Below are 20144 nucleotides of genomic sequence, written 5' to 3'. Positions count from 1 at the left end.
TTTGTCAGATGCTTACATCATTATCTATTAAAAATTTTGCATTGATAGAACAGTTAGAAATGAATTTTTCTAATCAGTTTTCTATTATTACAGGTGAAACGGGAGCTGGAAAATCAATTCTTCTGGGTGCTTTGGGTTTGGTTTTAGGAAATCGTGCCGATTTATCTTCGCTTAAAGATAAAGAACAAAAATGTGTGATTGAAACACATTTCAATCTGTCGAAATACAATTTAAAGCCTTTTTTTGAAGCCAATGATTTAGATTATGAAGAAATCACTATAATTCGTCGTGAAATTCTTCCTTCAGGTAAATCACGAGCCTTTATCAATGATAGTCCAGTTAATTTAGAGGAACTTAAAGAATTAGGTACCTTTTTAATCGATATTCATTCGCAACACCAAACTCAAGAGTTGTCTAGTGAAGAGTATCAAATTGAAATTCTAGACGCCATTGCTGCAAATGGGAATACCTTAGCGACTTACAAAGAAAATCTTTCAGTTTATAAATCGATCAAAAGTGAGTTGAAAAAACTCAAACAGAATAAAGATTCGCTCTCTAAAGAAGCCGATTATAATTCCTTTTTATTGGAAGAATTACTAGCGGCTCATTTAAAAGAAGGAGAACAAGCCGAACTTGAAGCTACTTTGGAAAAGTTAAGTAATGTCGAATTTATAAAAGAAAATCTTGATAAATCATTGGCAATTGCTAATGAAGAGCAAATCGGAATACTGCAAAATTTGAAGGAAGTAAAATTTTCATTGCAAAAAATCGCCAATCTTTCTACCGAATTTAAAGATTTATCAGAAAGAGTTTCTAGTGTTTTAATTGAGTTTGATGACATAACTATCGAAGTAAATGCTCAAGCTGAAAAATTGATTAACGATCCGGAAAAGCTAGAATTGGTCAATCAAAAGTTGCAACTAATTTATTCGCTTCAAAAGAAGCACAATGTGGCTTCGGTTGAAGAATTATTGGTCATTCAAAATGATTTGGATAATAAAGTGGTTTTAGCCGATGATCTAGAAAATCAAATTTCTAAATTAGAAAATCAATTAGACCAACAAATAGTAGCGTTAGAGAAATTAGCCTCTCAAATATCGGAAAATAGAAAAAAAGCGATTCCTGTTTTAACGAATGAAATTACGGATATATTGGCGCAATTAGGAATGCCAAATGCACGTTTTCAGTTTGAAATTAAAGCAGCACAAAGTTTTTTATCATCAGGAAAAGATGAAGTACAATTGTTGTTTTCTGCTAATAAAGGAACCGATTTTGGATTGTTGAAAAAAGTGGCTTCTGGAGGTGAAATGTCTCGAATTATGCTGGCTGTAAAGTCAATACTGGCGAATTATTCGAAACTTCCTACGATTATTTTTGATGAAATTGACACCGGTGTTTCGGGAGAAATTGCCCATAAAATGGGTGATATTATGAAGGAGATGAGTGTTAAGATGCAAGTTTTTGCCATTACACACCTGCCTCAAATTGCCGCCAAAGGAAATCAACATTATAAAGTATATAAATTAGATCAAGGAGAAAGTACAGTTTCCGAATTGAAGTTGCTTTCACAAGAAGAGCGAATTGTAGAAATTGCCGAAATGCTTTCGGGTAAAGATATTTCCGATTCGGCATTAACCCATGCAAAAGCTTTATTGAATTAGAAAATTAGATTTTTAGACTTCTTAGATTTTTAGTACTTTTGCTAGAGAATTTATCGAATAAACAAATCAACAAATAACCGAATAAACAGAAAAAAAAATGATTATAGAACCAAGAATGCGCGGATTCATTTGTTTAACAGCTCACCCAGAAGGATGTGCTCAAAGTGTTAAAAATCAAATTGAATACGTAAAATCTAAAGGAAAAATAAATGCACCAAAAAGAGTTTTAGTTGTGGGAGCTTCAACAGGATTTGGTTTAGCGTCAAGAATTACGGCGGCCTTCGGAAATGATGCGGCTACAATTGGTGTTTTCTTTGAAAAAGAACCGGCACCAGGAAAAACAGCAACGCCAGGTTGGTATAATTCGGCGGCTTTCGAACAAGAAGCTAAAAAAGCAGGATTATACGCAAAGAGTATTAATGGTGATGCGTTCTCAAAAGAAGTAAAACAACAAACTATTGATATGATTAAAGCTGATTTAGGTCAGGTGGATTTAATTATTTACAGTTTGGCTTCACCAGTACGTATGCACCCTGAAACAGGTGTATTGCACCGTTCGGCATTGAAACCAATTGGTCAAACGTTTACAGACAAAACAGTCGATTTTCACACAGGAAATGTAACGCAAGTATCAATCGAACCAGCGGTTCAGGAAGATATTGATAACACTGTTGTAGTTATGGGAGGTGAAGATTGGAAAATGTGGACAGACGCTATGAAAAAAGCAGGTGTTTTAGCGGATGGTGCTACTACAGTTGCCTATTCTTATATCGGACCTGAAGTCACTTCTGCAGTATACAGAAAAGGAACTATTGGTCAAGCTAAAAATCATTTGGAAGCGACAGCTTTTGAAATTACAGATTCTTTAAAAGACATCGGTGGAAAAGCTTATGTTTCGGTAAATAAAGCTTTGGTTACTCAAGCAAGTTCAGCTATTCCTGTAATTCCATTGTATATTTCTTTGTTGTATAAAACGATGAAAGCAAAAGGATTACATGAAGGTTGTATTGAGCAAATGCAACGTTTGTTCGCAGATAGATTGTATAATGGAGGCGAAGTTCCGTTGGATGCTGAAGGAAGAATACGTATCGACGATTGGGAAATGCGTGACGATATTCAAGAAGCAGTAAAAACACTTTGGGCACAAGCAGACACAGAAACATTAAAGGAAATTGGTGATTTAGCCGGTTATAAAAATGATTTCTTGAACTTATTTGGTTTCGGATTTCAAGGGGTAGATTATCTTGCTGATGCGAATGAAATGGTTCAAATCGAAAGTATTTCATAAAAAAATATAATTTTATTGTTTAAAAAACCACGAAGTAGTTCGTGGTTTTTTTATGCATTTTATCGATTATTCTTGTTAAATATTGAGGTGTTTTTAAAAAATTAACTATATTGCTAATCAAATCAAATTTATAAAATATGAAAAAAATTACTTTATTAATAGCTTTCTTGTTGGCATTAGTCACGAGTGGTTATTCACAAACTATTGTTATTGGAACTGGTACTGTTTCAACAGGAGGTACTGGTAGTGATCCAGTTGATGGATATTTCGAAGCAATGAGGTACCAAGTGGTTTATACTGCTGCCGAATTAAGCGCATCACTTACTCCTTATGATCAAATTACGGCTCTTGGTTTCTCGATTAGTGAAGATTATGCAGGTGGAGCACTTTTGGGGTACTCAATCAAAATGGGGCATACTTCGGCAACTAATTCTGCAACACACAATGCCAGTTCAACAAGTGTAGTTAAAAATGCATTCGATTATGACCCAACTGTTACTGCAGCAGGTGTTTTTGATATGATTGTTTTTGATACACCATTTGTATGGAATGGGGTTGATAATATACTTATTGATATTTGTACTGATGGTCCGAACGCTTATGTTTCTCCATATGGAGGTGTAAGAGTAACAAATATTGCAAATGGTTCAAGAAGATTTAGAACTGACGGAGCTCCTGCTTGTAGTGTAAATACTGGTACCGTAAATGCGAATCGTCCAAATATTCAATTTAATTACGTTGATGGTGTACCACCTTCTTGTTTAGCACCAGGTGGTTTAGCAGCTGCTCCAGTTGCAGCAACAACTGCAACTGTTTCATGGAATGCAGTTACTCCAACGCCATCAGTTGGTTATGAGTATGCTATATCTAGCACAAATACTCCTCCTTCTGGAGCAGGTACTCCAACTACAGCAACATCCGCTTCTTTTTCTGGACTTACAGCATTAAGTACGTATTACGTTTTTGTTAGATCTGATTGTGGATCTGGATTTAGTAGTTGGTCATCGGTATCATTTACAACATTATTAGCAAATGACAATTTTGTTGATGCAGAAGCTGTTTTATGTGGTGCTACAGTAACAGGAGATACTTCTACAGCAACATTAGATGAAGATAGTGCTCCTGATGGTTTTGGATGTAATTTAGATGGAAAAAATGTTTGGTACAAATACACAGGTCTAGGTACGCCAGAATTAATAACATTAGATTTATGTGCATCAACTTTTGATACTCAAGTGATGGTGTATACCGGTACATCGGGTGCTTTAACTTTAATTGCGGGTAATGATGATTCTTGTGGTACAAGATCTCTTACAAGCTTTACCTCTAATGGTACAAGTACTTATTATATTTCAATTGATGGGTACACCACTTCACAAGGAGCTTACTCTATGACTCTAACTTGTGCGCCTGCTTGTACACCAGCAGTAACGAATCAAGCTTGTGCTTCTGCATTGGCTGTTGCAACAAATGGTGTGGATGTAAGTTCTGATAATACCTGTGGTGATGTTTCTGCGGTTCAACCGTCTTGTGATCCTTTTGGAACAGTACAAGATGTGTGGTTTTCTTTTGTAGCACCAGCTAGTGGGAATGTATCTTGTTTAGTGACCCCTACTACTATGACTTCAGGAAACTTTGCAGTTTTAGGAGGTACAGATTGTGGTAGCTTAACAGAAGTGGCAGGTACATGTAATTCAAACTTTACTGCAGGAACTACAGAAATTTTAACTGGATTAACTGGCGGAGCAACTTATTATGTGCAAGTGTGGAGCAACACTGCGGAACAAGGTACTTTTACAATCAATCTTACTGAGCCATGTTTAGCACCTACCGGATTTGCTGCAGGTAACTTTACGGCAACTACTGCTGATATTACTTGGACTCCTGGCGTTGGTAGTTTCGAATATGTGTTCGATACAAATGCAACTGACCCGGCTGGGGCTGGAACTGCAATTGGTGTAGGAGCATATACTGCTACTGGATTAACAGCTGGAACAGTTTATTATTTACATGTAAGAACCGATTGTGGTTCATCAACATTTAGTCCATGGGCAAACTTTGCATTTATGTTGCCTCCAACAAATGATAATTGTGCTGGTGCTATCGCATTAACACCAGGTGCTATTTTTGAAGATCAAGATGTTTCAGGAACAGTTTTAGGTGGAACTACTGCTGCAGACGTTCCGTCTTGTGCAACTGGAGTTGCTGATGTTTGGTATAGCGTTGTTGTGCCAGCCTCAGGGACATTAACTATTGAAACACAAGAAGATGCTGCGAATTCTATAACTGATTCTGTAATTTCTGTATATTCTGGTGCTTGTGGTGCATTAACAGAAATCGATTGTGATGATGAAAGTGGTCTTGGTAGTATGTCTTTGTTGTCTTTAACAGGACTAAATCCTGGAGATACATTATATATTGAAGTTTCTAAATGGAATAGTATGCCATCAACTACAGTCAATCAATTTTTAATATCAGCATATGATGCTACATTAAGTACAAATTCATTTGACTTAAACGGATTTAAAGCGTATCCAAATCCAGTAAAAGACATCTTCAAAGTGTCATACACTAAAAATATTTCAACTGTTTCTGTTACTAATTTAGTAGGGCAAGAAGTGCTATCTAAAAAAGTAAATGCGTTACAATCTGATGTTGATATGTCAGCTTTAGCTTCAGGAACTTATTTAGTAAAAATAACTTCTGAAGGATTGACTAAAACTTTAAAAGTAATAAAAGAATAATTTTTTATATTTTTTGATTAAGAAGCCACGCGAAGCGTGGCTTTTTTTTACATTTGTGCTTTAACCCATTCTATGAAAAAAAAATACTTACTTCCTATCTTGTTTTTTGTAAACATTATTTTTTCTCAAAATAATTTAAGTGTATCAATTATTCCACCAGTGCCAATTTGTAGTGCTGGAGAGTGTGCAGATTTAGTTGCAAATTATGTAAATATTAAATCTACAAATGATTATCTAGTGCAAAGTATACCCCATGGAACGAATTTTCCATATACAGGGGGAGTACTACTAGATAATAGTTCTGATGATGTTTGGTCAACTGTATTTGATTTACCATTTAATTTTTGTTTTTATGGTAATACATACAATCAAGTTTTAATTGGTTCAAATGGTTTGGTTCATTTCCCGGATGGTACCCAAACACAAAACGGTTTTTGCCAATGGAGTTTTAATTCAACTATACCAAACGCTGCTTTTCCCGTAAAAAATGCTATTTATGGTGTTTATCAGGATACTGATATCAGAACTCCTCCAATTACGAGTCCTTCAAACCAAAATGTTAATTATTATATTGTTGGTGTTAGTCCGGACAGAAGAGTTGTAATTAATTTTAATGAATTGCCTCAATATTCTTGTGCTGCATCAGTAGGACTTCAAACCAGTCAGATTATTTTGTATGAAACTACCAATGTTATAGAAATTAATATAAAAAATAGAACTTCATGCACCACTTGGAATGGAGGACGTGGTTTAGTAGGGCTTCAAAATCAAACCGGAACAATTGCACATACTCCTGCAAATAGGAATACTGGAGTTTGGTCAGCAAACAACGAATCATGGCGATTTACGCCAAATGGAAACTCAGTGGCAAATTTCGAATGGTCTAAAAATGGAGTATTTTATAGTTCTGCTAATCCTATAAATGTTTGTCCTGATAATGGGGATGTTTTTGAAGCAAAAGTGACTTATACTAACTGTGATGGAACTGAAGTTGTACTTTCTGATACTCAAGTATTAAATGTAGAACCTCAAATTACCGGTATCCCTCAAAACATTTCGGCCTGCGTTTTAGAAGTTGAAAGTACAGCAACATTTGATTTAAGATCTAATGAAAATGATTATGGTATTAATACAGAAGACTATGACTTTTATTATTTCGCAAGTTTAAGCGATGCTAATAATAATGTTCACATCAACAATCCTACAAGTTTTGTTAGCTCAGGACAAACGATATATGTAGGTATCGAAAGTTTTTATACGGGTTGTTATGTGCTTAAAAATTATGATTTAATAATAGAGCACGGTCCAAGTAGTCCAACGGGTTCGACCACTCAATTTTTTACTCCAGGGCAAACTTTAGAAAATCTAGTAGTTAACGGACAAAATATAGTATGGTTTGATGCAGCTACTAATGGTAATGTGCTGCCAATCTCAACACCATTAGTGAATAATACAACCTATTATGCAGCTTCTTCAACAAGTTCGGGTTGTCTAAGCGGTAGGTTAGCTCCTGGTCGATTGGGTGTATTGGTACAAGAAACTTTACATGTAGATGGATTTAATAAGGACAGTTTTAAAACCTTTCCAAACCCGGTAAAAAATATCTTTAAAGTATCGTACATTAAAAACATTTCAAATGTTTCCGTTACAAATTTAGTGGGACAAGAAGTGCTATCTAAAAAAGTAAATGCCTTACAAACGGATGTAGATATGTCAGCTTTGTCTTCAGGAACCTATTTAGTAAAAGTGACTTCGGAAGGTTTGACTAAAACTATAAAAGTAATAAAAGAGTAATTTTTTATATTTTTTGATTAAAAAGCCACGCAAAACGTGGCTTTTTTTTGTTAAAAACGTAACTTTGTCAAAATTTTTTTCAAAATGAATTTTTCGTTTGTAATTCCTGTTTATAATAGACCAGATGAAATTGAAGAGCTTTTGGATAGTTTGACCAAACAAACGTATTCTAAGCCCTTTGAAATAATAATAGTGGAAGATGGTTCTACCATTCCTTGTGAGCATACTGTAGATAAATATCGTTCACGATTAAATCTTACCTATTATTTAAAATACAATTCAGGTCCAGGGGATTCTAGAAATTTTGGAATGCAGTATGCCAAAGGGGATTATTATATTATTTTAGATTCGGACTGTATTTTACCCGCACAGTATTTAGCTGAAGTAGAAAAATCACTTCATGAAAAATATGTAGATTGCTTTGGTGGTCCAGATAATATGCTACCTAGTTTTACAGCGATTCAAAAAGCGATAAATTTCACGATGACTTCGGTTTTGACTACAGGAGGTATTCGAGGCGCTTCTGAAAAAATTGAAAAATTTCAACCCCGCAGTTTTAATATGGGAATTTCTAAAAAAGCTTTTGAAGCTTCCAAAGGATTTTCCAACATTCACCCAGGTGAAGATCCAGATTTGTCGATTCGTTTATGGAAATTGGGCTTTGAAACGAAATTAATTTCTAACGCATTCGTATATCATAAGCGTCGAATTGATTGGGATAAGTTTTATATTCAAGTCAATAAATTTGGTAAAGCAAGACCTATTTTAAATCAGTGGTATCCAGAATATGCAAAGCCAACCTTCTTTTTGCCAGCTTTATTTGTGATTGGATTCTTTTTAGGATTAATTGAATTAATATTTGCTTCCGATTGGATTTTAAAGCTTTATTTTCTCTACACTCTTATTATTTTTATAACATCATCCATTCAAAATAAAAACATTAAAGTTGGGTTTTATTCGATAATTGCCGTTTGGAGACAGTTTTTTGGATACGGAATCGGTTTTATAGAATCCTTCTTTAAAATCAATATTCTGAAGAAAAAACCACAAAATGCATTTCCTGAATTATTTTTTAAACTTTAAATGACAAAAATAATAGGTCTTACCGGCGGAATTGGAAGTGGAAAAACTACCATAGCACGACTTTTTGAAGACGAAGGAATTCCTGTGTATATTGCTGATGAAGAAGCTAAAAAAATTTTGGATTTGCCTGAAACAATTCAAAAAGTTACTTCCGAATTAAGTCCTAGCATAATTATTGATGGTAAAATTGACAGGAAAAAATTAGCAGCCCTTGTTTTTAACAACCCTGAAAATTTAAAAAAACTCAATGCAATTATACATCCTTTGGTAAAAATTCATTTTGATAAATGGGTTCAACAAAACCATAACTGTTCCTTTGTAGTAAAAGAAGCGGCAATTTTATTTGAAAGCGGAAGTTATAAATATTGTGATGCGATTATTACAGTTACAGCTTCAGAAAAAACTCGAATAAATAGAGTAACTCAAAGAGATAAAACTACTAAAGAGGCAGTTCTTGACAGAATAAAAAATCAGTGGACTGATGCTCAGCGTATTGAAAAAAGTGATTTTGTCATCGAAAATGAAAATTTTGATGACGCAAAAATTCAATTTCAAAATATTCTTAAAAAATTAAGGAATAGTTAGTTTTTTGACGACTTGTTAATCTTTGGTTAATTTTTTTAACACTTAAATGTTAAAATATTACTTTTGTTCTAATGAATAAATTATTGTTTCGCTTTGTAATTTTATTAATGACCATTTCCCTTTTGGGAATAATAGCTGTTCAGGTATACTTAATTAATGCCTCTTTTAAAAATAAAGAAGAACAATTTAGATACCAAGTAAAACAAGTTATTAGTGATGTCGTTAAAAAGGTAGAAGAGCAAGAGGCTTATTCATTTTTAAGTCGATTCAATCAACTTAAAGACAGTATTGGTAAAACGCCTCAAAGAAGTGAGTTAATGAAGTTTTTTTACGTGGAAAAAAACGAATTAACCAACGAAACAATCATCTATTCAAGCAGTATCATTCCTGAGGATTATTCGGTTTCTGCATCGTTCTTTGATAATAAAAATGATTCGACTCGGATAAAAAATTATGTTGCCAAACGTGTAACGGAAGTCTATAACGAAAACACATTAGAGAGTTCCGATATTAACAATGACATTGTTCCTTCTCAAAAAATAGAAAAATCGGGCGTTGTCGATATTTTAGACAAAGCTACTTTCGAACTTAATTTTAAGGAAATTGCAGCGACTCGACAAATTACACAACGTGTTTCTAATGAACAGTTGCGAGCACTAATTGCGTATGAACTCAATAACAACGGGATTAATACGCCCTACGAATTTGGGGTTTACAGTAATGGGTTGGCAACCAAGGTAAAATCGGAAAAGTTTAAGTATGATAAAAAAACAACTTACGACGCACCTGTTTTTATCGATAATGAAGGAAAAAGTCAGTACCAATTATTAGTAAGCTTTCCAAAGAAAAAGCTATTTCTAATTTCTGATTTGGTTGGAATTGCGGTGTTATCACTTTTGTTTACCACCATTATTATTGTGGCTTATTATAGTGCTTTAAAACAGTTAAATACACAACGTCATATTTCGGAAATTAAAACCGATTTTATCAATAATATGACGCATGAGTTTAAAACGCCTATTGCGACGATAAATTTAGCATTAGACGCTATTAAAAATCCGAAGGTAATCGATGATAAAGAAAAAGTGCATCGTTATCTTCAAATGATTAAAGAAGAAAATAAGCGTATGCACGCTCAAGTTGAAAATGTTTTGCGTATTTCAAAATTGGAAAAACGCGAATTAGATATAGTAAAAGAAAATCACAACCTACATGAAATTGTAGAAGAAGCGATTGAACACGTTAGTTTAATTGTTGAAGATCGAGAAGGAGTTATTACAACGCATTTGAATGCCACAAAAACCTCTGCCTTAGTAAATGATGTTCATTTCACAAATGTTTTGGTTAATGTTTTAGAAAATGCAGTTAAATATTCACCTGAAAAGCCAATCATTGAAGTTACGACAGAAAACGTCAAAAACTTTATTGTTATCAAAGTGAAAGACAACGGATCCGGAATTAGTAAAACGGCCCAAAAGAAAATATTTGATAAGTTTTACCGTGAACATACTGGTGACATTCACAATGTGAAAGGACACGGTTTAGGGTTGGCTTACGTAAAAAGAATTGTAGACGATCATCATGGTGAAGTGATGGTAGAAAGCGAAAAAGGAAAAGGAAGTACATTTATAATCAAATTACCATTAATTTATTAATTATGGAAACGAACAAAAAAATATTATTAGTAGAAGATGACCCGAATTTTGGATCGATACTTCGTGACTATTTATCAATGAATGATTTTGAAGTGACTCTTGCTAAAAACGGTATGGAAGGCTTTGAAAAATTTAAAAAAGACAATTACGACCTTTGTATATTAGATGTAATGATGCCTTATAAAGACGGATTTACATTGGCCAAAGAAATACGCGAAAAAAACAAAGAAGTGCCTTTGATTTTCTTGACTGCTAAAACGATGAAAGAAGATGTGTTAAAAGGCTATAAAGTCGGCGCCGATGATTATCTAAATAAACCTTTCGATTCGGAAGTATTATTAATGAAAATCAAAGCCATCATTCAGCGTAAATCTTCTGAAGTAAAAGGAGATCATTCTAAATTCGAATTTGAAATTGGTAAATTTCACCTCAATTCAAAACTTCGATTCTTAACTTTCCCAGGGGATGAGCCAATAAAATTATCGCCAAAAGAAAATGAATTGCTTAAAATGTTAGTACTTCACGAAAATGATTTAATGCCTCGTGAATTAGCGTTAACTAAAATATGGAGAGATGATAATTATTTTACATCTAGAAGTATGGATGTTTACATCGCCAAATTGCGTAAATTTTTGAAACCAGATGAGAATGTAGAAATATTAAACATTCACGGAGAAGGGTTTAGATTGGTAGTGAAAAAGTAATAAAAAAAAACGTTATTTCTAAAAAGCGAGAAAATTCATAGTGAAGTTTCTCGCTTTTATATTTTAGACGATATGGTTTCTATGATAACATTAACGGGTGTTTCAAAATCAAACCAAATCGCATTTTCGGTGCGTTTGAACCAAGTCATTTGACGTTTGGCAAAACGACGGGTATTTTGTTTGATTTCTTCTACCGCTAATTCTAATGTTGTATTGTGGTCTAAATAGTCAAATAATTCACGATAACCCACCGTTTGCAAGGCATTCAATTTTTTATTTGGATAAAGTGATTCTACTTCTTCTAGTAAACCTTCGTTCATCATTATAGTCACACGACGATTAATTCGCTCGTACATGATTGCTCTATCCGCTTCTAATCCAATAACGATAGGGGTGAAGTTTCTCGTGTTTTTTCTTTTCCCTACAAAACTTGAATAGGTTTGTCCCGAGCCGATACAAACTTCCACAAAACGTTTCATACGTTGTGGGTTTTGAAGTGTTTGTGGGTTCGTTTTTTCTAAATAATGGAAATAATCTATATCTAATTCTTGTAGTTTTTTTTGGAGGTATTCTATGCCTAATGCTTCGTATTGGGTATTGATTTCTTCACGAACAGCAGGATCGATATCTGGAAATTCATCAAATCCCTTTAAAACGGCATCAACATACAATCCGGAACCACCAACCATTACTTGTATTGGATTTTTTTGAAATAATTCGTCTAGTTTCTGTAATGCTTCTTTCTCAAAATCACCTACCGAGTAACTGTCAAAAATCGATTTATTTTGGATAAAATGATGGGTTGCTGCCGCTAGTTCCTCTTTATTTGGAACAGCAGTTCCAATTTCCATTTCTTTAAAAAACTGACGACTATCACAAGAAAGAATATCGCAATTAAAGTGGTTTGCTAATTGTATACTGAGAGCTGTTTTCCCAATTGCAGTTGGACCAATAATAACGATTAGAATGTTTTTCATCGATTATAATCTTCTGTCTGGTAAACTACGTTTGTCCCATTTAATATCGCTTAATGCCGAAGAGCTAATTCCGATAAAGAAATACCAAGACGCTCTGTCTCCAAATGGATTCCAGTTAAAATCCATTCGCCAGCTTAATAAATCTCTTTCAAATCGAAGTTGGGTGTAAGTAACCCCTTTTTGCACAAAATCATATCCTGTCGATACTCCTGTTTTCCATTTTGGAGTAATGTCAATATTTCCAGAAACCATCAAAGAATTTTGAGTGATTTCGCTTTCTCTATTATTGTTAGAATAGGTTAGGGAATAGGCAAGTCTTAAATCCCATGGAATTTTCATTTTATAAAAGCCCGCAAATTCTTGCTCTTCATCGTCTTTCTTAAATTGACTTTCTCTACGATCACTAAAATCGGTTGTCGAACCAAATAAATCATCGGCACGTCCTCCATTTCGTAAACCTCTATTATTAAATGAATCCTGTTTTAGTTTGCCTTTTCCTTCAAGTTCTTCACTAGATAACGAGTAATTCAATGTAATATTAGCACTAGTCATTCTGAATAAACTGCCACCATTATTAATGTTAAAGGTGTTAATTCTACTTCCCTTATTGTTAATAGCATATGGGTCTAAAGTCATCCCAAAATTGATGTTCATTTTGTCTTTAAATAAGTTAGTACCTCCACTAATACGCATTGGAGACCAATTTAAAGAATCGGCATCTATATTATAACTGGTGCTTAAATTCAAGTTATTGATAAGCATTATTTTTTTAGCTTCCGTTTTGGTAGAATCTTTATCTCTCACTTTGGCTTCAAACACGTTGTTGATAGAAAAGCTTAAGTTATTACTTCTTCTGTTACTTGGACTTCCAAAAATTCCATTTTCAAAACGGGTATAAGTTGCCATTTTTCCACTTCCGTCAATAGCATAAGTATCGTAATATTTTTCAAAACTTGGCGTATACGAATAGCCAACATTTGGACGTAAGGTATGGCGTATGGATTGAATTCTTCCTTCTTTTTTGAAATTAAAAGTACCATAAATGTTGGTACCAATACTACTTGAAAAGTCATAAGTTCTAAAAGCATCAAATCCAGATTGCTCGATGTCATCAACTTTATTGGTTACCGAATTGTACTTTTTTTCAACGGTTTTCAAATACCAGGTTTCTTGATAATTGGAAGAAGCCGTTACACTAAAATGTTTAAGCACTTTGAAGTTAGTACTCAACGGAATAGAATGTTGTAATCCATTTTTAGCATCTCTAAACATTTCTGGTTTAAAGAATAAGGAATCTACTGTCGCAATTCTGTTTTCGCCACGAAGGCTATAGGATAAATTGATATTTTTTATAAACCCTTTTTTTATTGCATTTTTTGGAGCAAAAGGAAATATTCGGTCAACACCCACTTGAAGCGTTGGTAATGTCATATTGATGGTGCCGGTATTCGTGTTCTGACTATGTGAAGCCGTTAGTGACATATTGACTTGTGGTGTCGAATTGAACGTTTTCGAATAGGAAATGGAAGAGCTTAAAGTATTGTTTAGGAAATTTGCGGTATTGACTTGGTTAAATGAACTTTGGAAATATTTTGAACTTCCCAAATTAACAGAAGCCGAAAATCTAGAGTTTGGAGTTGCCTTTACATCAGGGGAATGACTCCATTGAATGTTGTACAAATTTGTTTTTCCGTAGCCTGGTAAGCCTCTTTCACCTGTGATTTGGTTTTCGAATCGAAAATTGAAATTACCTCTAAATTTATAGCGACTAGCATAACTGGTTTCAGCTCTAAAAGCATAACTTCCATTGGTGTAATAATCTCCCAAAAGTGCCAAATCATATTTATCACTCAAAGCAAAATAATAGCCTCCATTTTGTAAAAAGTAACCTTGTAGATTGGTTTGTCCGAAGGTTGGAATAATTAATCCAGAAGTTGCTTTATCAGTCATTGGAAAAAAAGCGAATGGAACTCCAATCGGGGTAGGAACTCCGGCAATAACCATATTGGTAAGACCCGTCACCACCTTTTTTTGAGGTACTAATTTGATTTTTCGCGCCAAAAAGTAGTATTCTGGATCTTCGATATTTTTGGAAGTAGTAAAACGAGCGTTTTTGATAAAATAAACCGAATCATTTTCCCTTTTAGTAATTTCACCTTTAACTTTGAATTCTCCTTGATCGGTTCTAGAATTCCAAATCAATGCTTTTTTTGTTTTAAAGTTAAATCGAATAGAATCCGGTTCGACAATATTACTTCCTTGTTTGAATATTGGATATTGGGTGTACTTTCCAGCCGAATCTTTTAAACGTCCGGCATATACTTCGTCTTTATTATAATCAATAACAATGATTCCGGACTTCAGTTCGATGTCTTTGTAGTGAACTTCTGCTTCGTCTTTAAGAATGGTTTGCTTCTTTCTATTGTCAATTTTTACATAATCTTTCGATTTGTATTTGATTTTTCCTTCCAGAAGTGACTTCTTTTTTTTAATGCTGTCTTTTTTTATTGTATCATTACCTTTTGCAAGGTTTTTTAGACCAATATTTAAGCTATCTTTCTGTTTTACAGTAGGTATAGGAATAGATTTTTTTGGTAACTCTTGAGAATGAACTTGTAAACATCCAAAAGTTAATAAAAAAGGTAATAAAACGATATGAAATAAGTTTGTACGCAAAGCTATAAATACTATTTTTGTAAAAATATGGCTTAATTTTTGAAGTGACAAACTTACATCTATTTTTAAAAATACGTAAGCATTTAATAAAATTATAACCTTTTAATTCGCGGTAGGAAGAAATATGAAAATAAGAATGAATTTAAAAAAGACTTTTATAGTTACAGCAATGGCTGTAACTTCAATAATATCAGCACAAACAGGTGGTAAATTTAAAGTGTGTCTTGATGCAGGACATGGTGCTCATGATTTTGGAGCAAGTTACCACGGATTTGTAGAAAAGAAAATTACCTTAGATATTGTTCTTAAATTGGGGAAAATATTAGAGCAGGATCCTAGTATTGATGTTATTTATACTAGAAATAATGACACTTTCATCGATTTAGTGGAACGCGCAAACATTGCCAATAGAGCCAATGCCAATATTTTTGTTTCGGTGCATTGTAATGCCAATAAAAATACGGAAGCATACGGTTCTGAAACATTTGTAATGGGACTTTCAAAAAGCAAATCGAGTTTGGATGTGGCAATGAAAGAAAATAATGTAATCTCTTTGGAGGATAATTACAAGTCAAAGTATGCGGGTTATAACCCTAATGCACCTGAAGCATTAATTAGCGCAACAATTGCGCAAGAAGAATATTTCGAACAAAGTATTGAGTTAGCAAGCCGTATTCAAGATAATTTGGAAGAAAAATTGAATCGCAAAAATAGAGGAGTAGCACAAGCGCCATTTATGGTTCTGCACAAAGCATTTATGCCAAGGGTGCTAATTGAAACGGGATTTATTTCTAATCCTACAGAAGGAGCTTATCTAAATTCAGAAGAAGGACAAATCAACATGGCAAAAACCATTGCAGATGCCATTTTTAGAATGAAAGCGGAACATTTTGGAGGCTCGGTTCCTGTTTTAGATATTAAGAAATCTGAAAAGCCAGCACCTAAAGATACTACCGTTAAAACTCCAGTAAAAGTTGTTCCTGTAAAAGATACGCCTAAAACGAAGGTAGTAAAACCAGAACTTAAAGCAGTTAATGCGGCAAAAGTTATTTATAAAGTACAAATAAAAGCCAGTGCTTCACAAATTGATGCTAAGCCTGAAAATTTTAATGGATTAGATAAAATTTCATCAGTTTTAGAAAAAGGATACTATAAATTCATGTATGGCGAAACAAACGAATATGAAACATCCAAAGCTTTTCTGGCGGAAGCAAAAGAAAAAGGATACGATTCAGCATTTATCGTAGCATTCAAAAACGGAATCAAAATTTCATTAAACGAAGCATTAAAAACCAATTAATACTAAGTAAATTAGTATTTTTGTAAACAAAACCAGCTTATTTTGAAAATTACTAGAGAAATTAAAACAGCAATTCTTGTAATTGCATCTATATTGTTATTCATTTGGGGATATAGCTTTTTAAAAGGTCAAGATTTATTTAATAAAAGCAAAAAACTTTTTGTCGAATACGATAATGTAGAAGGCTTGGTAAATTCAGCACCTGTAACCATTAGCGGTAAAATTATTGGTAAAGTAAATGCAATCACTCTTAATAATAACGGAAAACTGTTGGTCGAGTTGCAAATAAATGAAGAGACTTTTCCAATTTCTAAATCAAGTTTGGCTCAAATTTATGAACCAGGATTTATAGGTGGAAAGCAAATTGCCATTATTCCAAATTATGCAGATAAAAATATGACCGCTGATGGTGATAAGTTAGTCGCTGATATTAAATTGGGATTAACTTCATCGCTAGGGAATAAATTAGAACCAACGCAACAAAAAATTGAAGGTTTAGTAACCGATGCAGATAAATTAGTGGTCAACTTAAATAGTGTATTAGACGATAAAACGAAAGCAAATTTAAAGGCTAGTATTGCACAGTTAAATCAAACTTTGACGGAAGTAAATAAAGCGACAATGCAGGTAAATTCAATGTTAGCGGCCAATAATCAAAAAATTGGTAATACACTTTCAAATGCCGAAAAAGCTTCAGCAAATTTTGCAAAAATTACTTCCGATTTAGAAAAAGCCAAATTAACGGAAACCATTAATAATCTAGAAGGTACTTTGGCTGGAGTCAATAAAATGCTGGCTGATATGCAATCTGGTAAAGGAACTATGGGGAAACTGATGAAAGATGAAGCGATGTACAATAATTTTACAAAAGCCTCTAAAGAGCTTGAATTGTTACTACAAGATTTACGTCTTCATCCAACCCGTTATGTAAATGTTTCTCTATTTGGAAAAAAAGAGAAACCGTATAATGCACCCGCTGAAGAACCAAAAAAATAACAAACCACAAACCAACAATAATTAACCGTTATGAATATTTTAAGTAGCATTGTATTTTTAACAATCCTTATTATAGGAGGAGGTTTCTTTGCCAAAAACGTAAAGAAAATCATTCGTAATATAAAATTAGGAAAAGATGTAAATCGTTCTGATAATCCTTCTGCAAGATGGAAAAATATGGCTTTAGTAGCTATGGGCCAAAAAAAGATGTTTACACGTCCAATTCCAGCTCTTTTGCATTTTGCTTTGTATGCTGCTTTTATCATTACCCAAATTGAATTATTAGAAATTCTAGTGGATGGAATTTTTGGTTCACATCGTTTTTTTAAATCAGGATTGGGAAGTTTTTATACTTTTTTAATCAGTTTTATTGAAATTTTATCGGTTTTAGCGTTAACGGCTACTATTGCCTTTTTGGCGAGACGAAATTTATTGAAATTACCTCGTTTAAATAAAGCCGAATTATTAGGTTGGCCTAAAAAAGACGCGAATTTGATTCTGATTATGGAAATCGTATTGGTGACTTGTATTTTTACCATGAATGGAACTGATGAAGTATTGTACAACATCGGAAAATCTCATTTTGAAGGACAAGGATCCTTTGGTTTTACCGTTTCACAGCATTTAGGGCCTGCTTTATTTGGTGGTATGTCTGAAGGAACATTACATATTTTAGAAAGAATCGGTTGGTGGGGACACTTTATGATGGTAATGGCGTTCTTGAATTATTTGTATTATTCAAAACACTTGCACATTATTTTGGCTTTTCCAAATACTTATTTTGCCGATTTGAATCCATTGGGACAATTTGACAATCTAGAAAGTGTTACGAATGAAGTAAAACTAATGATGGATCCTAATGCCGATCCGTTTGCTGCTCCTGCTCCAGATGCCGATGCGGTTCCTTCTAAATTTGGCGCTTCGGATGTGCAAGATCTAAACTGGGCGCAATTATTAAACGCGTATACCTGTACAGAATGTGGTCGTTGTACTTCTTCTTGTCCTGCTAATCAAACCGGAAAAAAATTATCTCCTCGTAAAATTATGATGGATACTCGTGATCGTATGGTGGAAGTAGGGGATAATATGGATAAAAATAAAGGGGTGTTTGTTCCTGATGGAAAATCATTATTGAACGATTATATCACCCAAGAAGAATTATGGGCCTGTACTTCTTGTAACGCTTGTGTGGAAGAATGTCCAGTAAATATCAGTCCACTATCAATAATTATGGATATGCGTCGTTATTTAGTTATGGAGCAAAGTGCTGCACCACAATCGCTAAATGCTATGATGACCAATATAGAGAACAATAGTGCACCATGGCAATACAATCAAATGGATCGATTAAACTGGAAAGACGAGCAATAATGGAAAGTGATAATTTAGAAAAACAATTAATTGCAGCTTCTGAAGATGGTCAGGCGATTAGTCCGATACTTCCTCCAGGAATTAAAAATTATTTGATCGATATTGACGGAACTATTTGTGATGATATTCCAAATGAAGAACCAGAACGAATGCTTACTGCGGAAGTGTATCCTGATGCATTGGCTACTTTGAATAAATGGTATGAGGAAGGTCATATAATCTTCTTTTTTACCTCAAGAACAGAAGCACACCGTGAGTATACTGAAACTTGGTTAGCAAAGAACGGATTCAAATATCACGGAATGATTATGGGAAAACCACGTGGTGGAAATTACCATTGGATTGATAATCACTTAGTAAAAGCAACTCGTTACAGAGGGAAATTTACAGACTTAATTGAAAAAAATGTAACCATCGAAGTATTCGATGACGAAAACGATAAATAATTATAAATAGATTAGAATTTTAGAATTCAATTTCTAAACTTTTAAACTTCTAAACCTTTTTATATGTCAGAAAATTTAGTAGTGCCTACAATGGCCGAAATGTTAGCTCAAGGCAAACAACCCGAAGTATTATTTTGGGTAGGTTGTGCGGGAAGTTTTGATGATAGAGCCAAAAAAATCACCAAAGCATTTGTACGAATTTTGAATCGCGCTAATGTCGAATTTGCAGTGTTAGGTACTGAAGAAGGCTGTACTGGTGATCCTGCCAAACGCGCTGGAAATGAATTTTTGTTTCAAATGCAGGCGTTTATGAATATTGAAGTATTAAATGCCTACGAAGCTAAAAAAATAGTGACGGCTTGTCCACATTGTTTTAATACGTTGAAAAATGAGTACCCTGAATTAGGCGGAAAATATGAAGTAGTGCATCATACCGAATTTTTAAAAGAATTATTGGATTCTGGACGTTTGACTATTGAAGGCGGACAATTTAAAGGTAAAAAAATTACGTTTCATGATCCGTGTTATTTAGGGCGTGCGAACAAAGTATACGAAGCACCTCGTGATTTAATTCAAAAATTAGATGCGGAGCTTGTTGAAATGAAGCGTTCTAAAGCGAACGGTTTATGTTGTGGTGCTGGTGGAGCGCAGATGTTTAAAGAACCTGAAAACGGAGATAAAGACATTAATGTAGAACGTACCGAAGACGCTTTAGAAACTAAGGCAGAAATCATCGCGGCCGGTTGTCCATTTTGCAATACGATGTTAACTGATGGAACCAAAGCTAAAGAACGCGAACATGATGTAAAAGTGATGGATGTTGCGGAATTAATTGCTAACGCCCAAGATTTATAATTAATTACC

At 33.9% G+C, this 20144-nt stretch carries 15 protein-coding genes; 13 read left to right on the top strand and 2 right to left on the bottom strand.

Annotated features, from left to right (window positions below):
- The first annotated feature begins 8 nt into the window (after positions 1–8).
- The 8 genes from recN to EQG63_RS07270 all read left to right on the top strand — a co-directional run bounded on the left by recN (position 9) and on the right by EQG63_RS07270 (position 11514).
- Entirely contained in the window at positions 9–1661 is a 1653-nt protein-coding gene (gene recN / locus EQG63_RS07305; RefSeq protein WP_129435702.1) for a DNA repair protein RecN, read from the top strand.
- A 97-nt stretch (positions 1662–1758) separates the two neighbouring features.
- Positions 1759–2949 (top strand): enoyl-ACP reductase FabV, encoded by a 1191-nt coding sequence (fabV, locus tag EQG63_RS07300; RefSeq protein ID WP_129435701.1) that lies wholly within the window; start codon positions 1759–1761, stop codon positions 2947–2949.
- Between the two features lie 137 nt (positions 2950–3086).
- Positions 3087–5693, top strand: a complete 2607-nt coding sequence (locus tag EQG63_RS07295) for a T9SS type A sorting domain-containing protein (protein WP_129435700.1) — start codon at positions 3087–3089, stop codon at positions 5691–5693.
- Positions 5694–5765: 72 nt separating this feature from the next.
- Positions 5766–7487 carry a T9SS type A sorting domain-containing protein gene (locus tag EQG63_RS07290; RefSeq protein ID WP_129435699.1) on the top strand — a complete coding sequence of 574 codons (1722 nt, stop codon included), beginning with the start codon at positions 5766–5768 and terminating at the stop codon, positions 7485–7487.
- An 84-nt stretch (positions 7488–7571) separates the two neighbouring features.
- Positions 7572–8570: a glycosyltransferase gene (locus EQG63_RS07285; RefSeq protein ID WP_129435698.1), complete on the top strand. Its 999-nt coding sequence runs from the start codon at positions 7572–7574 to the stop codon at positions 8568–8570.
- Positions 8571–9155: a dephospho-CoA kinase gene (coaE, locus tag EQG63_RS07280; protein ID WP_129435697.1), complete on the top strand. Its 585-nt coding sequence runs from the start codon at positions 8571–8573 to the stop codon at positions 9153–9155. It begins immediately after the preceding gene.
- Positions 9156–9226: 71 nt separating this feature from the next.
- The gene (locus EQG63_RS07275) at positions 9227–10810 is read left to right on the top strand and encodes a sensor histidine kinase (RefSeq protein ID WP_129435696.1); all 1584 of its coding nucleotides are present in this window, start codon (positions 9227–9229) and stop codon (positions 10808–10810) included.
- 2 nt (positions 10811–10812) lie between these two features.
- Positions 10813–11514, top strand: a complete 702-nt coding sequence (locus EQG63_RS07270; protein WP_129435695.1) for a response regulator transcription factor — start codon at positions 10813–10815, stop codon at positions 11512–11514.
- A gap of 56 nt (positions 11515–11570) precedes the next feature.
- Here the strand turns inward: EQG63_RS07270 and miaA are convergent, their stop codons facing one another.
- Together miaA and EQG63_RS07260 are read right to left on the bottom strand one after the other, a co-directional pair.
- Positions 11571–12491, bottom strand: coding sequence for a tRNA (adenosine(37)-N6)-dimethylallyltransferase MiaA (gene miaA, locus EQG63_RS07265; protein ID WP_129435694.1), 921 nt, complete (start codon positions 12489–12491; stop codon positions 11571–11573).
- A 3-nt stretch (positions 12492–12494) separates the two neighbouring features.
- Positions 12495–15218, bottom strand: coding sequence for a putative LPS assembly protein LptD (locus EQG63_RS07260; protein WP_129435693.1), 2724 nt, complete (start codon positions 15216–15218; stop codon positions 12495–12497).
- 85 nt (positions 15219–15303) lie between these two features.
- Between EQG63_RS07260 and EQG63_RS07255 the strand changes: the two genes are divergently transcribed.
- The 5 genes from EQG63_RS07255 to EQG63_RS07235 all read left to right on the top strand — a co-directional run bounded on the left by EQG63_RS07255 (position 15304) and on the right by EQG63_RS07235 (position 20135).
- The gene (locus EQG63_RS07255; RefSeq protein WP_164974478.1) at positions 15304–16467 is read left to right on the top strand and encodes an N-acetylmuramoyl-L-alanine amidase family protein; all 1164 of its coding nucleotides are present in this window, start codon (positions 15304–15306) and stop codon (positions 16465–16467) included.
- A 42-nt stretch (positions 16468–16509) separates the two neighbouring features.
- On the top strand, positions 16510–17463 hold the full coding sequence (locus EQG63_RS07250; RefSeq protein WP_129435691.1) for an MlaD family protein: 954 nt from the start codon (positions 16510–16512) through the stop codon (positions 17461–17463).
- 30 nt (positions 17464–17493) lie between these two features.
- A complete protein-coding gene (locus EQG63_RS07245) occupies positions 17494–18834 on the top strand; it encodes a (Fe-S)-binding protein (RefSeq protein WP_129435690.1) in 1341 nt (446 codons plus the stop codon).
- The gene (locus EQG63_RS07240; RefSeq protein ID WP_129435895.1) at positions 18834–19280 is read left to right on the top strand and encodes an LNS2 domain-containing protein; all 447 of its coding nucleotides are present in this window, start codon (positions 18834–18836) and stop codon (positions 19278–19280) included. The genes EQG63_RS07245 and EQG63_RS07240 overlap by 1 nt, the downstream gene beginning before the upstream one ends.
- A gap of 63 nt (positions 19281–19343) precedes the next feature.
- Positions 19344–20135 (top strand): (Fe-S)-binding protein, encoded by a 792-nt coding sequence (locus EQG63_RS07235; RefSeq protein ID WP_129435689.1) that lies wholly within the window; start codon positions 19344–19346, stop codon positions 20133–20135.
- Positions 20136–20144: the final 9 nt, after the last annotated feature.

It is taken from the genome of Flavobacterium amnicola (assembly GCF_004122165.1).
GTDB classification, from domain to species: Bacteria; Bacteroidota; Bacteroidia; order Flavobacteriales; family Flavobacteriaceae; genus Flavobacterium; species Flavobacterium amnicola.
Note: the sequence above shows the minus strand (reverse complement) of the source record. Positions and strands in the feature narration are given on the sequence as shown.

Bases quoted from the DNA above. Each gene is read 5' to 3' on its own strand.
- fabV (WP_129435701.1), top strand. From the start codon at position 1,759: ATGATTATAGAACCAAGAATGCGCGGATTCATTTGTTTAACAGCTCAC.
- EQG63_RS07285 (WP_129435698.1), top strand. From the start codon at position 7,572: ATGAATTTTTCGTTTGTAATTCCTGTTTATAATAGACCAGATGAAATT.
- EQG63_RS07240 (WP_129435895.1), top strand. From the start codon at position 18,834: ATGGAAAGTGATAATTTAGAAAAACAATTAATTGCAGCTTCTGAAGAT.
- miaA (WP_129435694.1), bottom strand. From the start codon at position 12,491: ATGAAAAACATTCTAATCGTTATTATTGGTCCAACTGCAATTGGGAAA.
- recN (WP_129435702.1), top strand. From the start codon at position 9: ATGCTTACATCATTATCTATTAAAAATTTTGCATTGATAGAACAGTTA.
- EQG63_RS07275 (WP_129435696.1), top strand. From the start codon at position 9,227: ATGAATAAATTATTGTTTCGCTTTGTAATTTTATTAATGACCATTTCC.
- EQG63_RS07245 (WP_129435690.1), top strand. From the start codon at position 17,494: ATGAATATTTTAAGTAGCATTGTATTTTTAACAATCCTTATTATAGGA.
- coaE (WP_129435697.1), top strand. From the start codon at position 8,571: ATGACAAAAATAATAGGTCTTACCGGCGGAATTGGAAGTGGAAAAACT.
- EQG63_RS07235 (WP_129435689.1), top strand. From the start codon at position 19,344: ATGTCAGAAAATTTAGTAGTGCCTACAATGGCCGAAATGTTAGCTCAA.
- EQG63_RS07270 (WP_129435695.1), top strand. From the start codon at position 10,813: ATGGAAACGAACAAAAAAATATTATTAGTAGAAGATGACCCGAATTTT.
- EQG63_RS07255 (WP_164974478.1), top strand. From the start codon at position 15,304: ATGAATTTAAAAAAGACTTTTATAGTTACAGCAATGGCTGTAACTTCA.
- EQG63_RS07295 (WP_129435700.1), top strand. From the start codon at position 3,087: ATGAAAAAAATTACTTTATTAATAGCTTTCTTGTTGGCATTAGTCACG.
- EQG63_RS07290 (WP_129435699.1), top strand. From the start codon at position 5,766: ATGAAAAAAAAATACTTACTTCCTATCTTGTTTTTTGTAAACATTATT.